At 67.4% G+C, this 14,908-nt stretch carries 1 protein-coding gene; it reads left to right on the forward strand.

Translation table 11 applies throughout. The features are described 5' to 3' along the window. Nucleotides 1-14,908 (forward strand): non-ribosomal peptide synthetase (locus A5791_RS13090; RefSeq protein WP_156661226.1); only part of this gene is annotated, 14,908 nt, incomplete at both ends.

Below are 14,908 nucleotides of genomic sequence, written 5' to 3' on the forward strand. Positions count from 1 at the left end.
TGACGAGGCCTCCACCGCCTTGGCGCACTTGTTGGCGCGACAGGGTGCGGCCCCGGGTGAATGTGTGGCGCTGCTGTTGCCGCGGTCGGCCGAGGCCGTGGTGGCGATCGTGGCGGTCCTCAAGACCGGTGCGGCCTATCTGCCGATCGACCCGGTACTGCCGGCGGCGCGGATCGAGTTCATGGTGGCGGATGCGTCGCCGGTGGCCGCGATCACCACGGCGGATCTGCGGTCACAACTCGACGGGTGTGACGTGCAGGTCATCGATGTCGCCGATCCTGTTGCCAGTCAGCCCTCCGTGGGCTTGACGGCGCCGACTCCGGAGGACATTGCTTACCTGATTTACACCTCGGGCACCACCGGTGTGCCCAAGGGCGTTGCGGTGAGCCACCGCAACGTCACCGACTTCATCAGCTCTGTAAAGGGCCGGTTGCCGGTGAGTCCGGGGCGGGTGTGGTCGCAGTGGCATTCGTTGGTTTTCGACGTGTCGGTGTGGGAGATCTTCGGGGCGTTATTGCATGGCGGGCGGCTGGTGGTGGTGCCCGAAGAGGTGGCCGGCTCGCCGGAAGACTTCCATGCCTTGTTGGTGTCGGAGGGCGTCAACGTATTGAGCCAGACGCCCTCGGCCGTGGGGGTGTTGTCGCCGGCGGGGCTGGAGTCGACGGCGTTAGTGGTGGCCGGTGAGGCGTGCCCGGTGGAGTTGGTGCAGCGGTGGGCGCCGGGGCGGGTGTTGATCAACGCCTATGGTCCGACCGAGGCGACGGTGTATGCGGCGATCAGCGCGCCGCTGGGCGTGGAGTCGGCGGACAAGGCGGTGGTGCCGATCGGTGCGCCGGTGCCGGGGGCGGCGCTGTTCGTGCTGGACGCGGGATTGCGCCGGGTGGCGGCGGGTGTGGTTGGCGAGTTGTATGTGGCCGGTGCCGGGGTGGCGTATGGATATGTGGGTCGGGCGGGCTTGACCGCGTCGCGGTTTGTCGCCTGCCCGTTCGCCGAACCCGAGGGTGCCGGTCAACGGATGTATCGCACCGGGGATCTGGTGCGCTGGGGTGCCGATGGGCAGCTGGTCTATCTGGGTCGCGCCGACGATCAGGTCAAGATCCGCGGGTATCGCATCGAGCTGGGGGAAGTCCAGGCCGCGCTGGCCGGGCTAAGCGGCGTTCAGCAGGCGGCGGTGATCGCCCGCGAAGACCGCCCCGGTGACAAGCGGCTGGTGGGTTACATCACCGGCAGCGCCGACGCGGCCGGCGCGCGCGCCGCGCTGGCCGAGCGGTTGCCCGCCTATATGGTGCCGGCCGCGGTGGTGGTGCTCGACGCACTGCCGCTGACCGTCAACGGCAAACTCGACAGACGCGCCTTGCCCGCACCCGAGTACGGCGACGTCGATCATTATCGTCCACCGGCCAACGCCATGGAGGAGATGCTGGCCGGTATCTACGCCCAGATCCTCGGCGTCGCCCGCGTCGGGGTCGACGACTCGTTCTTCGATTTGGGCGGGGATTCGCTGTCGGCGATGCGGGTGATTGCGGCGATCAACAACTCTGTCGGTGGCGGAATTTCGGTGCGCACGTTGTTCGAGGCGCCCACGGTGGCCCAGTTGGCGTCCCGGATGGATGCCAACGGGGACGGGGTTGCGCCGTTGGTTGCGGTGCAGCGGCCGGCGGTGGTGCCGTTGTCGTTTGCCCAGAACCGGTTATGGTTCATCGATCAGTTGCAGGGCCCGTCGCCGGTCTACAACATGGCGGTGGCGTTGCGGCTGGGCGGGCGTCTGGACGCCGATGCCTTAGGTCTGGCGCTGGCCGATGTGGTGGGCCGCCATGAGAGCCTGCGCACCCTGTTCCCGGCCCAGGACGGCACACCCCAGCAGGTGGTGGTGCCGGTTGAGCGGGCCGACTTCGGGTGGCGGGTGGTGGATGCCGCGCGCTGGCCGGCAACGCGGTTGCAGGAGGCCGTAGGGGACACGACGCGCCACGCGTTTGACCTGGCAACCGAAATCCCGTTGCGGGCACAGCTTTTCCGGGTTGCCGACGAGGAGCATGTGCTGGTCGCGGTGGTGCACCATATCGCCGCCGACGGTTTGTCGATCACCCCGATGGTGCGTGATCTGGGGGTGGCGTATACGGCCCGGTGTGACGGACAGGCGCCGCGTTGGGCGCCGTTGCCGGTGCAGTATGTCGACTACACGCTGTGGCAGCGCGAACAATTCGGTGAGCTACACGATCCGCGCAGTCTTATTGCCGGGCAGTTGACCTACTGGGAGCGGCTGCTTGCGGGGATGCCCGAGCGCATTGAGCTGCCCACCGATCGGCCCTATCCGCCGGTGGCCGATTACCGCGGCGCGAGTGTGGCGGTGGAGTGGCCGGCGCAGCTGCAGCAGCGGGTGGCTCGGGTGGCTCGTGAACATGATGCGACAGGTTTCATGGTGATGCAGGTCGCGCTGGCGGTGCTGTTGTCGAAGATCAGTGCCAGTTCCGATGTGGCAGTAGGGTTCCCGATCGCCGGGCGGCGCGACCCAGCACTGGATGAGTTGGTGGGGTCGTTCGTCAACACCCTGGTGTTGCGGATGGATCTGGGTGGTGATCCCACCCTTGCTGACGTGTTGGCCCAGGTGCGAGAGCGCAGCCTGGCTGCCTACGAGCATCAGGACGTGCCGTTCGAGGTACTGGTCGAGCGGCTCAACCCAACCCGCAGCCGGGCCCATCACCCGCTGGTCCAGGTGATGTTGGCCTGGCAGAACTTCGCCGGTGACCCGGCCACTGGTTTGGAGTTGGGCGATCTGCAGGTCACCCCGATGCCCATCAAAACCCACACTGCCCGAATGGATCTTTCGTTCTTGTTGGCCGAACGCTGGACCGACACGGGTGAGCCTGCCGGGATCGGCGGAAGTGTGGAATTCCGGACCGATGTGTTCGATGCGACCAGCATTGCGTCGCTCATCGAACGATTGCGGCGGGTGCTGGCAGCGGTGACAGCTGACCCCAACCGGCGGTTGTCTTCGGTGGACGTGATGGATGCCAGTGAGCACTCTCACCTGGACAAGGTCGGAAACCGGGCGGTATTGCTCCGGGCGGTAACGCCGACGGGGTCGATTCCGGGGGTGTTCGCCGCCCAGGTGGCGCGTGGCCCGGCGGCTTTGGCCCTGACCTGTGATGGCCGCTCGATGACCTACCACGAACTCGACGAGTCCTCGAACCGGTTGGCGCACTGGCTAATCCAGCAGGGAGCCGGCCCGGGAGAGTGCGTGGGGCTGCTGTTGCCGCGCTCGGCCGAAGCGATCGTGGCGATCCTCGCGGTGCTCAAGACGGGCGCGGCCTATCTGCCGATCGACCCGGTGGTTCCGTCGGCCCGGATCGAATTCTTGCTCGGCGATGCAACACCGACCGCGGCCGTCACCAGCCGTGAGTTGGCCAGTCGACTGGACGAGTACGACCTGGCCGTCATCGACGTGAACGACCCGCAGATCGCCGCCCAGCCCGCGACGCCGTTGCCGGCACCCGCGCCCGACGACATCGCGTATCTGATCTACACCTCGGGCACGACCGGGGTTCCCAAGGGGGTGGCCGTCACCCACCACAACGTGACCCGGTTGTTCGACTCACTCGACATCGGCCTGCAGCTCGAGCCGGGCGAGGTCTGGACGCAGTGTCATTCCCTGGTCTTCGACTACTCGGTGTGGGAGATTTTCGGTGCGCTGCTGCACGGCGGGCGGCTGGTGGTGGTGCCCGAGTCCGTGACCCGCTCCCCAGAAGACCTGCGCGCGTTGCTGATTGCCGAGCGCGTCAGCGTGTTGAGCCAGACCCCGGGGGCACTGGCGTTGCTTGCGCAGCAGGGCTTGGAATCGGTGGCGTTGATGGTGGCCGGTGAGGCCTGCCCCGTCGAGTTGGTGGATCGGTGGGCACCGGGACGGGTGATGGTCAACGGCTACGGCCCGACGGAGACCACCGTGTATGCGTCGATCAGCGCGCCGCTGAGTACTGGCTCGGTGGCCGACGGAACCGTGCCGATCGGTGCGCCGGTGCCCGGGGCGGCGCTGTTTGTACTGGATGCGAGATTGCAACCGGCGCCTGTCGGTGTGGTCGGTGAGCTCTACGTAGCCGGTACCGGGGTTTCGTGTGGCTATGTGCGCCGGGCGGCCTTGACTGCGTCGCGATTTGTGGCGTGCCCGTTCGCCGGGCCCGACGGAGCGGGTCAACGGATGTATCGCACCGGGGATCTGGTGCGGTGGGGTGCCGACGGGCAGCTGGTCTACCTGGGCCGGGCCGATGAGCAGGTCAAGATCCGCGGGTATCGCATCGAGTTGGGTGAAATCCAGGCCGTGCTGGCCGCACTGGACGGGGTCCAGCAGGCGGCGGTGATCGCCCGGGAAGACCGCCCCGGAAACAAGCGGCTGGTGGGCTACATCACGGGCACCGCCGACGCGGCCGAAGCGCGCGCGGCGCTGGCTGAGCGGCTGCCGGCCTATATGGTTCCGACCGCGATCGTCGTGCTCGACGCGCTGCCGCTGACCCTCAACGGCAAACTTGACAGACGCGCCCTGCCGGCGCCCGAATACGCCGACACCGACCGTTACCACGCCCCGGCCAACAGCACCGAAGAGATCCTGGCCGGTATCTACGCCGACGTCCTCGGTGTCGGCCGCGTCGGCGTCGGGGACTCGTTCTTCGATTTGGGCGGGGATTCGCTTTCGGCGATGCGGGTGGTTGCCGCGATCAATACCGCTCTGGACGCTGGTCTTTCGGTGCGCACGTTGTTTGAGGCACCGACGGTTGCCGAGCTGGCCCCGCGTGTGACCGGTAGCGGAAGTGGGCTGGAGCGGTTGGTTCCGGTGGAGCGGCCCGCGGTGGTCCCGTTGTCGTTCGCCCAGAACCGGTTGTGGTTCATTGACCAGCTGCAAGGACCCTCGCCGGTGTACAACATGGCGGTGGCGTTGCGGCTGGGCGGGCGCTTGGATGCCGACGCCTTAGCTACCGCACTGACTGATGTGGTGGGCCGCCATGAGAGCCTGCGCACCCTGTTCCCGGCGGTCGACGGAACCCCTCGGCAACTGGTGGCGCCGGTTGAGCGGGCCGATTTTGGCTGGCAGGTGGTGGATGCCACCGGCTGGCCGGCCGGCCGGTTGCAGGAGGCCGTCGGTCAAACGACGCGCCACACGTTCGACCTGGCAGCGGAAATCCCGTTGCGTGCACGGCTTTTCCGCATCGGCGCCGATGAGCATGTGCTGGTCGCGGTGGTGCACCATATCGCGGCCGACGGTTTGTCGATCACCCCGTTGGTGGCCGATCTGAGCGTGGCTTACGCCAGCCGGTGTGCTGGACGGGCCCCCGGTTGGGCGCCGTTGCCTGTGCAGTACGTCGATTACACGCTGTGGCAGCGCGCGCAGTTTGGTGACCTCGATGATGGTGACAGCCTGATCGCCGCCCAGCTGGCGTACTGGGAGGAAGCGCTGGCCGGGATGCCCGAGCGGTTGGCGCTGCCCACCGATCGGCCCTATCCGCCGGTGGCCGATTACCACGGCGCCAGTGTGGTGGTGGAGTGGCCGGCGCAGCTGCAGCAGCGGATGGTTCGGTTGGCCCGCGAGCACGACGCGACCGGTTTCATGGTGATGCAGGCGGCTCTGGCGGTGCTGCTGTCCACGCTCAGCGGCAGCGACGACGTGGCGGTGGGGTTCCCCATCGCCGGGCGACGCGATCCCGCGCTGGATGAGTTGGTGGGATTCTTCGTCAACACCCTCGTGCTGCGGATGGACGCGGGCGGTGATCCCACCGTCGCCGAGTTGCTCGCACAGGTGCGGCAGCGCAGCCTGGCCGCTTACGAGCACCAAGACGTGCCGTTCGAGGTGCTGGTCGAGCGACTCAATCCGACCCGGTCGCTGAACCACCATCCGCTCGTGCAGGTGATGTTGGCTTGGCAGAACTTCGCCGCCGACCCGGCCACCGGCTTGGCCTTGGGCGATATGCAGATCAGCTCGGTCCCGCTCGAAACCCGCACTGCCCGCGTGGATTTGACTTTCTCGCTGGCGGAGCGCTGGACCGAAACCGGCGCGCCCGCCGGGATCGGCGGAGCAGTCGAGTTCCGCACCGATGTGTTCGATGCGGAAAGCATCCAGACGCTGATTGAACGATTGCGACGGGTGCTGGAGGCCATGACCGCTGACCCGGGTCGGCGGCTGTCCACGATGGACTTGCTGGATGCCGGCGAGCACTACCACCTGGACGGGATCGGTAACCGTGCGGCGCTGACCCGGTCGGCGACCGTGTCCGCGTCGATTCCGGCCATGTTCGCCGCACAGGTGTCGCGTGCCCCGAAGGCATTGGCGCTGACCTGTGACGGCCGCTCGACGACGTATCAAGAACTCGACGAGTCCTCGAATCGGTTGGCGCATCTGCTAGCTGCCCGGGGTGCCGGGCCGGGCAAGTGTGTGGCGCTGTTGTTGCCACGTTCGGCCGAGGCCGTCGTGGCCGTCTTGGCGGTGCTGAAGACCGGAGCGGCGTATGTGGCGATCGATCCCGCGCATCCGGCCGCGCGGATTGAATTCATGGTTGCCGATGCCGCGCCGGTCGCCGCGATCACCACCTCGTGGCTGGCCGATCGCCTGGACTCGCGCCAGCTGGCGGTCATCGACGTCGCCGACGTAGCCATCAACTTCCAATCCAGCGCCGCCCTGCCTCTGCCGGCACCTGAGGACATCGCGTACCTGATCTACACCTCGGGCACGACCGGGGTTCCCAAGGGGGTGGCCGTCGCTCACCAGAACGTGATCCGGCTGCTGGCGTCGCTGAATGCCGACCAAGAGCTGGCAGGGCGGGTGTGGACGCAGTGTCATTCCCTGGCTTTCGACTATTCCGTGTGGGAGATCTTCGGTGCGCTGCTGCACGGCGGGCGCTTGGTGGTAGTGCCCGAGACCGTGGTCCGGTCGCCGGAAGACCTGCACGCGACCCTGGTTGCCGAGCAGGTCAGCGTATTGAGTCAGACTCCGTCGGCGTTTTATGCGCTGGAAACCGCTGATGCGCGGGCACCGGAGTCAGCGGTTCGACTCGAGCTGCGCACGGTGGTGTTCGGCGGTGAGGCGCTGGAACCGCGGCGTCTCGGTATGTGGCTGGACCGCCACCGCGATTCACCGCGGCTCATCAACATGTACGGCATCACCGAGACGACGGTGCACGCCTCGTTCCGGGAGATCGTCGACGCCGACGTCGAGCGCAGTGCCAGCCCGATCGGGGTGCCGTTGGCCCATCTCGGCTTCTTTGTGCTGGACAAGTCGCTGCGCACGGTGCCGGTCGGTGTGGTGGGGGAGTTGTACGTGGCCGGTACCGGGCTGGCGTACGGCTATCTGCGCCGGGCGGGATTGACGGCGTCGCGGTTCGTGGCCTGCCCGTTCGCCGGACTGGAAGCACCGGGCCAGCGCATGTATCGCACCGGGGATTTGGTGCGCTGGGGCGCCGATGGACAGCTGGTCTATCTGGGCCGCGCCGATGACCAGGTCAAGATCCGCGGGTATCGCATCGAGCTGGGCGAAGTCCAGGCCGCGCTGGCCGCCCTGGACGGAGTCGAGCAGGCGGCGGTGGTCGCGCGTGAGGACGGCCCCGGTGACAAGCGTCTGGTGGCCTACGTAACGGGTGCCGGCGACCCGGGTGAAATCCGCGCCGGGCTCGCCGAGCGGCTGCCGGCCTACATGGTGCCGGCCGCGGTGATGGTGCTCGACGCACTGCCGTTGACGGTGAACGGCAAACTCGACACCCGGGCGTTGCCGGCACCGGAGTATCAGGAGAGCGGTCACTACCGGGCTCCGGCCAGCGCGGTCGAAGATCTGTTAGCTGGCATGTATGCCCAGGTGCTGGGGCTGGAGCGGGTCGGCGTCGACGAGTCATTCTTCGATTTGGGTGGGGATTCGCTGTCAGCCATGCGGCTGGTCGCTGCTGTCAACACCACCCTCGACGCCGGCCTGGCAGTGCGGGCGTTGTTCGAGGCGCCCACGGTGGCCCAGTTGGCGCCACGGCTGGCCGGAGCCGGGGGTGGGTTGAAGCCGCTCGTGGCGGTGGACCGGCCCGCGGTGGTGCCGTTGTCGTTTGCGCAGAACCGGTTGTGGTTCATCGAGCAGTTGCAGGGACCCTCGGCGGTGTACAACATCGCGGTCGGCTTCCGGTTGAGCGGGAACCTGGAGGCCGGGCTGTTGGGGGCAGCCGTCGCTGATGTGGTGGGCCGCCATGAGAGCTTGCGCACGCTGTTCCCTGCGGTGGCGGGCATTCCGCGGCAGGTGGTGGTGCCGGCAGAGCGGGCCGATCTCGGTTGGCAGGTGGTCGATGCGACGGACTGGCCGGCCGAACGGTTGCAGCAGGCCATCGGTGCGGTGGTGCGTGAACCGTTCGATCTGGGCGTCCAGATCCCGCTGCGGGCAAGGCTTTTCCGCATCAGCGACGTCGAGCATGTGTTGGTGGCGGTGTTGCACCATATCGCCGCCGATGGCTGGTCAGTCGGTCCGCTGGTGCGTGATCTGGGTGTGGCGTACGCGAGCCGATGCGCGGGGCAAGCTCCCGGTTGGGCTCCGTTGCCGGTGCAGTATGTCGACTACACGTTGTGGCAGCGGACGCAACTGGGTGATCTCGACGACGATGACAGTCGTATCGCCGCACAGTTGGCTTACTGGGAGCAAACCCTGGCCGGGATGCCCGACCGGGTGCAACTGCCTACCGATCGGCCCTACCCGCCAGTGGCCGATTACCGGGGCGCGAAGGTGGTGGTGGACTGGCCGGCGCAGCTGCAGCAGCGCGTTGCCCGGTTGGCCAGTGAGCACAATGCTACGAGCTTCATGGTGATGCAGGCGGCTTTGGCGGTGTTGCTGGCCAAGCTCAGCGGCAGCGCCGATGTGGCGGTGGGTTTCCCCATCGCGGGGCGCGGCGACCCCGCGCTGGATGGCCTGGTGGGTTGCTTTGTCAACACGTTGGTGTTGCGAGCCGACCTTGGCGGCGATCCCACCGTTGCTGAGGTGTTGGCCCAGGTGCGGCAGCGCAGCTTGGCCGCCTACGAGCATCAGGATGTGCCGTTCGAGGTGCTGGTGGAACGGCTCAACCCGACCCGGTCGATGAATCATCACCCGTTGGTACAGGTGCTGTTCGCCTGGCAGAACTTCGCCGGGCAGGATATCGACCCGGCTGCCGGGCTGGCCTTGGGTGATCTGCAGGTCACCTCGCTGTCGGCCGACACCGACACCGCCCGCATGGACCTGACGTTTTCGTTGGGAGAGCGGTGGACAGAGGCTGGTGAGCCCGCCGGTATCGGTGGAGCGGTGGAGTTTCGCACCGACGTGTTCGACGCGGCCAGCATCCAGATACTGATCGAACGGTTAGAGCGGGTGTTGTTATCGCTGACCGCTGATCCGGGTCGGCGATTGTCATCGGTGGATCTGCTTGACACCGCTGAGCATCTCCGGTTGGAGCAATGGGGCAATCGGGCGGTACTGAACCGACCTTTACCGGCCATCGCCTCGCTGTCGGTTCCGGCAATGTTCGCCGCGCAAGTGGAGCGCACGCCCCACGCGCTGGCGCTGACCTTCGCGGGACGCTCGATGACGTACCGGGAGCTTGACGAGGCCGCCAACCGGTTGGCGCAGCTCCTGGCCGGACGGGGCGTGGGCTCCGGTGCCTGTGTGGCGCTGCTGGTTCCGCGATCTGATCGGGCGATCGTGGCAATTTTGGCAGTGCTGAAAACGGGTGCGGCGTATGTGCCGGTCGACCCCACGCTGCCGGCGGCCCGAATCGACTTCATGCTCGACGACGCCGCGCCGGTAGCCGCGATCGCCACCGTTGAGCTCCGGGAGCGGCTGGCGGGGCATGACGTGGCAGTGATCGACATCGACGACCCCGCCATTGAGGCCTATCCGTGCACACCGCTGCCGGCGCCGGCCCCTGACTGCATTGCCTACATCATGTACACCTCCGGCACCACCGGTGTCCCCAAAGGCGTTGCCATTACCCACCGCAACGTGATCCAGTACATCGAGTCCATCGATGCCGAGCTGCGGCGCCCGGGCGTGTGGACGCAATGGTTCTCCTTGTCGTTCGACTTCTCCGTCTTGGAGATCTGGGGAGCGCTTTTCCACGGTGGGCGACTGGTGGTGGTTCCCGAGTCGATGACAAACTCGACGACCGACCTGCACGCCCTGCTGATATCTGAGAAAGTCGACGTGCTAGGGCAGACCCCTTCCGCTGCAGGGGCTCTGTCGCCTGAGGGTCTGGAGTCGGTGGCCTTACTCGTGGGCGGTGAAGCCTGCCCAGCCGACCTGGTGGACAGGTGGGCGGCACCCGGGCGGGTGATGATCAACAAGTACGGCCCGACAGAAGCCACAGTGGATGTCACCTACAGTGCGCCGTTGATCGCGGGTTCGGGAGCGCCGCCGATCGGCTCGACGCTGCCAGGGGCGGCATTGTTCGTGCTTGATCTGTCGTTGCGGCCGGTGCCGGCCGGTGTGGTCGGTGAGTTGTACATCTCCGGTACCACGGTGGGGTACGGGTACTGGCGCCGGTCCGCTTTGACCGCATCGCGGTTTGTGGCCTGCCCGTTCGGCGGCGCCGGGGCGCCGGGGCAGCGCATGTATCGCACTGGTGACCTGGTGTTCTGGGGCGCCGACGGGCAGTTGCGGTATGTCGGGCGTGCGGATGAGCAAGTCAAGATCCGCGGGTACCGCATCGAGTTGGGCGAAGTCCAGACGGCATTGGCCGGCCTGGAGGGTGTGGCGCAGGCGGCGGTGATTGCGCGCGAGGATCGCCCCGGTGACAAACGTCTGGTCGGCTATGTGACCGGGACCGCAGACCCGGCCGGCCTGCGGAGCGCCCTGGCCGAGCGGTTGCCGGCCTACATGGTGCCGGCCGCGGTGGTGGCGCTCGACGCGCTGCCGTTGACGGTGAACGGGAAACTCGACCGGCGCGCCTTGCCCGCTCCGGAATACGGCGATGTCGAGCATTACCGCGCCCCGGCGAGCGCCATCGAGGAGATTCTGGCCGGCATCTACGCCCAAGTGCTCGGGCTGGGACGCGTCGGCGTCGATGAATCCTTCTTCGAGCTGGGCGGGGATTCGCTGTCGGCGATGCGGGTGGTCGCCGCGGTCAATACCGCCCTGGACGCCGACCTTGCGGTGCGCGCCCTGTTCGAGGCGCCCACGGTAGCTAAATTGGCTCCGCGTATCGGCGGGGGGGCGAGTCGCCTCGAGCCGTTGGCTCCGGTGGAGCGACCTGCCCTGATCCCATTGTCGTTTGCGCAGAACCGGCTGTGGATCATCGATCAATTGCAGGGACCCTCAGCGGTTTACAACATGGCCGTGGCGTTGCGGCTGTGCGGGCGTCTGGATCTCGAGGCGCTGCGGACCGCGCTGGCCGATGTGGTGGACCGCCATGAGAGCCTGCGCACGTTGTTCCCCGCGGTGGACGGGATTCCCCGGCAGCTGGTGGTACCGGCTGAGCGGGCCGACTTCGGGTGGCAGGTCGTCGACGCGGCCGGCTGGCCGGAAACCCGGTTGAAGGAGGCCATCGGCACTGCGGTGCGTGAGCCGTTTGACCTGGCAGCGCAAATTCCGTTGCGAGCGAAGGTTTTCCGCGTCAACGACATCGAGCATGCGCTGGTGGCTGTAGTGCACCACATCGCTGCCGACGGTTGGTCAATCGCGCCTCTCGTGCGCGATCTGGGTCTCGCTTATGCCAGTCGGAGCGCCGGGCAGGCCCCCGTTTGGGCGCCGTTGCCGGTGCAGTACGCCGACTACACGTTGTGGCAGCGCGCGGAATTCGGTGATCTGACCGATAGCCACAGCCGCATCGGGGCGCAGCTGGCGTACTGGGAGCAGGCCCTGCGGGGGATGCCCGAGCGTCTGCAGCTGCCCACCGATCGGCCCTATCCGCCGGTGGCCGATTACCGCGGCGCCCGGGTTTCGGTGCAGTGGCCGGCTCTGCTGCAACAGCGGATTGCCCAGTTGGCCGGTGAGTACAACGCGACCAGCTTCATGGTGATCCAGGCCGCCCTGGCGATCCTGCTGTCCAAGGCCGGCGCCAGCACCGATGTCGCCGTGGGGTTCCCGATCGCCGGACGGCGCGACCCCGCACTGGATGGGCTGGTGGGATTCTTTGTCAACACCTTGGTCCTGCGGGTCGACCTCGGCGGTGACCCGACCGTCGCCGAACTCTTGGCCCAGGTGCGCCAGCGGAGCCTGGCCGCCTACGAGCACCAAGACGTGCCGTTCGAGGTGCTGGTGGAGCGGCTCAACCCGACTCGAAGCCTGACCCATCACCCGTTGGTCCAGGTGTTGTTGGCCTGGCAGAACTTCGCGCGCCAGGACACCGATCTCGTCGGCGGGTTGGGCGATCTGCAGGTGACGCCGCTGTCGGCCGACACCCAGGTAGCGCGGGTGGACCTGACGTTCTTCCTGGCCGAACAGTGGACCGAGACAGGCGAGCCCGCCGGGATCTGCGGGGAGGTGGAATTCCGCACGGACGTCTTCGACGCGGAAACTGTCGAGGCGCTGACCGAGCGGTTGGAGCGGGTGTTGATATCGCTGACCACGCAGCCCGCACAGCGCCTGTCGTCGGTGGATCTGCTGGACAAGGCCGAGCATGCCCGGCTGGCTGAGTGGGGCAATCAGGCGGCATTGAACCAGCCGGTCGCGGCCTCGGCCGTGGCGTCGATTCCGGTGCTGTTCACCGAGCAGGTGGCCCGCAGCCCGCATGCGGTGGCGATCACCTGCGGGCACCGTTCGTGGACCTATCGCGAGGTTGACGAGGTCGCCAACCGGCTGGCGCACACGCTGTCCGCTCACGGCGTGAGCCGGGGTGAGCGGGTGGCGCTGTTGCTGCCCCGGTCGGCTGAGGCGATCATGGCGCTGTTGGCGGTGCTCAAGACCGGAGCGGCCTACCTGCCGATCGATCCGGCGCAGCCGGCCGCCCGGTTGGAGTTCATGCTCGCCGACGCCGGGCCGATGGCGGCCATCACCACGGCAGAACTGCGCCCCCGGCTTGCCGGGCATGACCTGCTGATCATCGATATCGAGGACACGGGCATCGGCGACCATCCGCGCGCGGGCCTGCCGGCGCCTGCCGCACCTGCGCCCGACGATATCGCCTACCTCATCTACACGTCCGGTACCACCGGAATCCCCAAGGGGGTGGCCGTAACTCATCGCAACGTCGCCCGGCTGCTGAAGTCTCTGGATCCGGAGATCGGTCACGCGGGGGTGTGGACGCAATGTCACTCGTTGTCATTCGACTTCTCGGTGTGGGAGATCTGGGGTGCACTGCTCAGTGGTGGGCGGCTGGTAGTCGTGCCCGATCCGGTGGTCCGCTCGCCGGAGGACTTGCACGCCTTGCTGGTCGCTGAACAGGTCAGTGTCCTGAGCCAGACCCCGTCGGCGTTTTATGCGCTGCAAACCGCTGACGCGCTGGCTTCCGAGGTCAGAGATCAGCTCAAGCTTCGAGCGGTGGTGTTCGGCGGTGAAGCGCTGGAACCGCAGCGGCTGCGAACGTGGCTGCACAACCACCCCGGAACACCACGGCTGCTCAACATGTACGGCATCACCGAGACGACGGTGCATGCCACGTTGCGCGAGATCGTCGACGGTGACGTGGACAGCGCCGCCAGCCCCATCGGGCTGCCGTTGGAGCATCTTGGCTTTGCGGTCCTGGACGCGTCGTTGCGGCCGGTACCGACCGGTGTGGTGGGTGAGTTGTATGTCGCCGGCGGCGGGCTGGCATGTGGGTATGTGGGTCGGGCGGGGTTGACTGCGTCGCGGTTTGTGGCGTGCGTGTTCGCCGGGCCGGGAGCGCCGGCACAACCTGGACAACCTGGACAACGGATGTATCGCACCGGGGATTTGGTGTCTTGGGGTGCTGATGGGCAGTTGCGGTATGTGGGCCGTGCCGATGAGCAGGTCAAGATCCGCGGGTATCGCATCGAGCTCGGTGAAGTGCAGGCCGCGCTGGCCGGGTTGGAAGGGGTGGACCAAGCGGCGGTGATCGCCCGCGAAGACCGGCCCGGCGACAAACGCCTGGTCGGGTATATCTCGGGCACAGCGGATCCGGTCTGGATCCGCGCTGCGCTGGCCGAGCGGCTGCCGGCGTATATGGTGCCTGCCGCGGTGGTCGCGCTCGACGCGCTGCCGCTCACGGCCAACGGCAAGCTCGACACTCGCGCGCTGCCGGCACCGGAATATCAGGACGCCGATCATTACCGGGCCCCGGCCAGCGCGGTCGAGGAGATCCTGGCCGGCATCTACGCCCAGGTGCTTGGGCTGGAAAGGGTCGGGGTCGAGGAGTCGTTCTTCGAACTGGGCGGCGACAGCATCTTGTCGATGCAGGTGGTGGCGCGGGCCCGGGCGGCGGGGCTGCTGTTCCGGCCCCGCGATGTCTTCGTCGAGCAGACCGTGGCCCGCCTGGCCCGGGTTGCCGGAGTGACCAGTGACGAGACCGGCCGCGTTGACGAGGGCGTCGGGCCGGTGATTGCCACCCCGATCATGCGCTGGTTGGCAAGCGTCGATGGTCCGGTGGAGCAGTTCAACCAGACGGTGGTGGTGCAGGCCCCGGCGGGGGTGACTGAGGCCGATGTGGTGGTGGTGTTGCAGGCGTTGCTGGACCGCCATGCCATGTTGCGGCTGCGTGTGGATGACGACGGCGCCGGGGGGTGGTCGTTGACGGTGCCCGAGGCGGGGTCGGTCGATGCCGGCGACTGCCTGCAGGCGGTGGATGCGCTGTCGGATGAGGCGTTGGTGAAGGCGCGGTCTCGGTTGCACCCGGCCGGCGGGGTGATGGTGAGTGCGCTGTGGGCCGGGTCGACGGGTCAGTTGGCGTTGCTCGTTCATCATCTGGCGGTCGACGGGGTGTCGTGGCGGATCTTGCTCGAAGACCTCAATATCGCGTGGGTTCAGCATCGCAGCGGGCAG

Origin of the sequence: Mycobacterium sp. 852002-51163_SCH5372311, assembly GCF_001667115.1 — a bacterium.
Lineage (GTDB): Bacteria > Actinomycetota > Actinomycetes > Mycobacteriales > Mycobacteriaceae > Mycobacterium.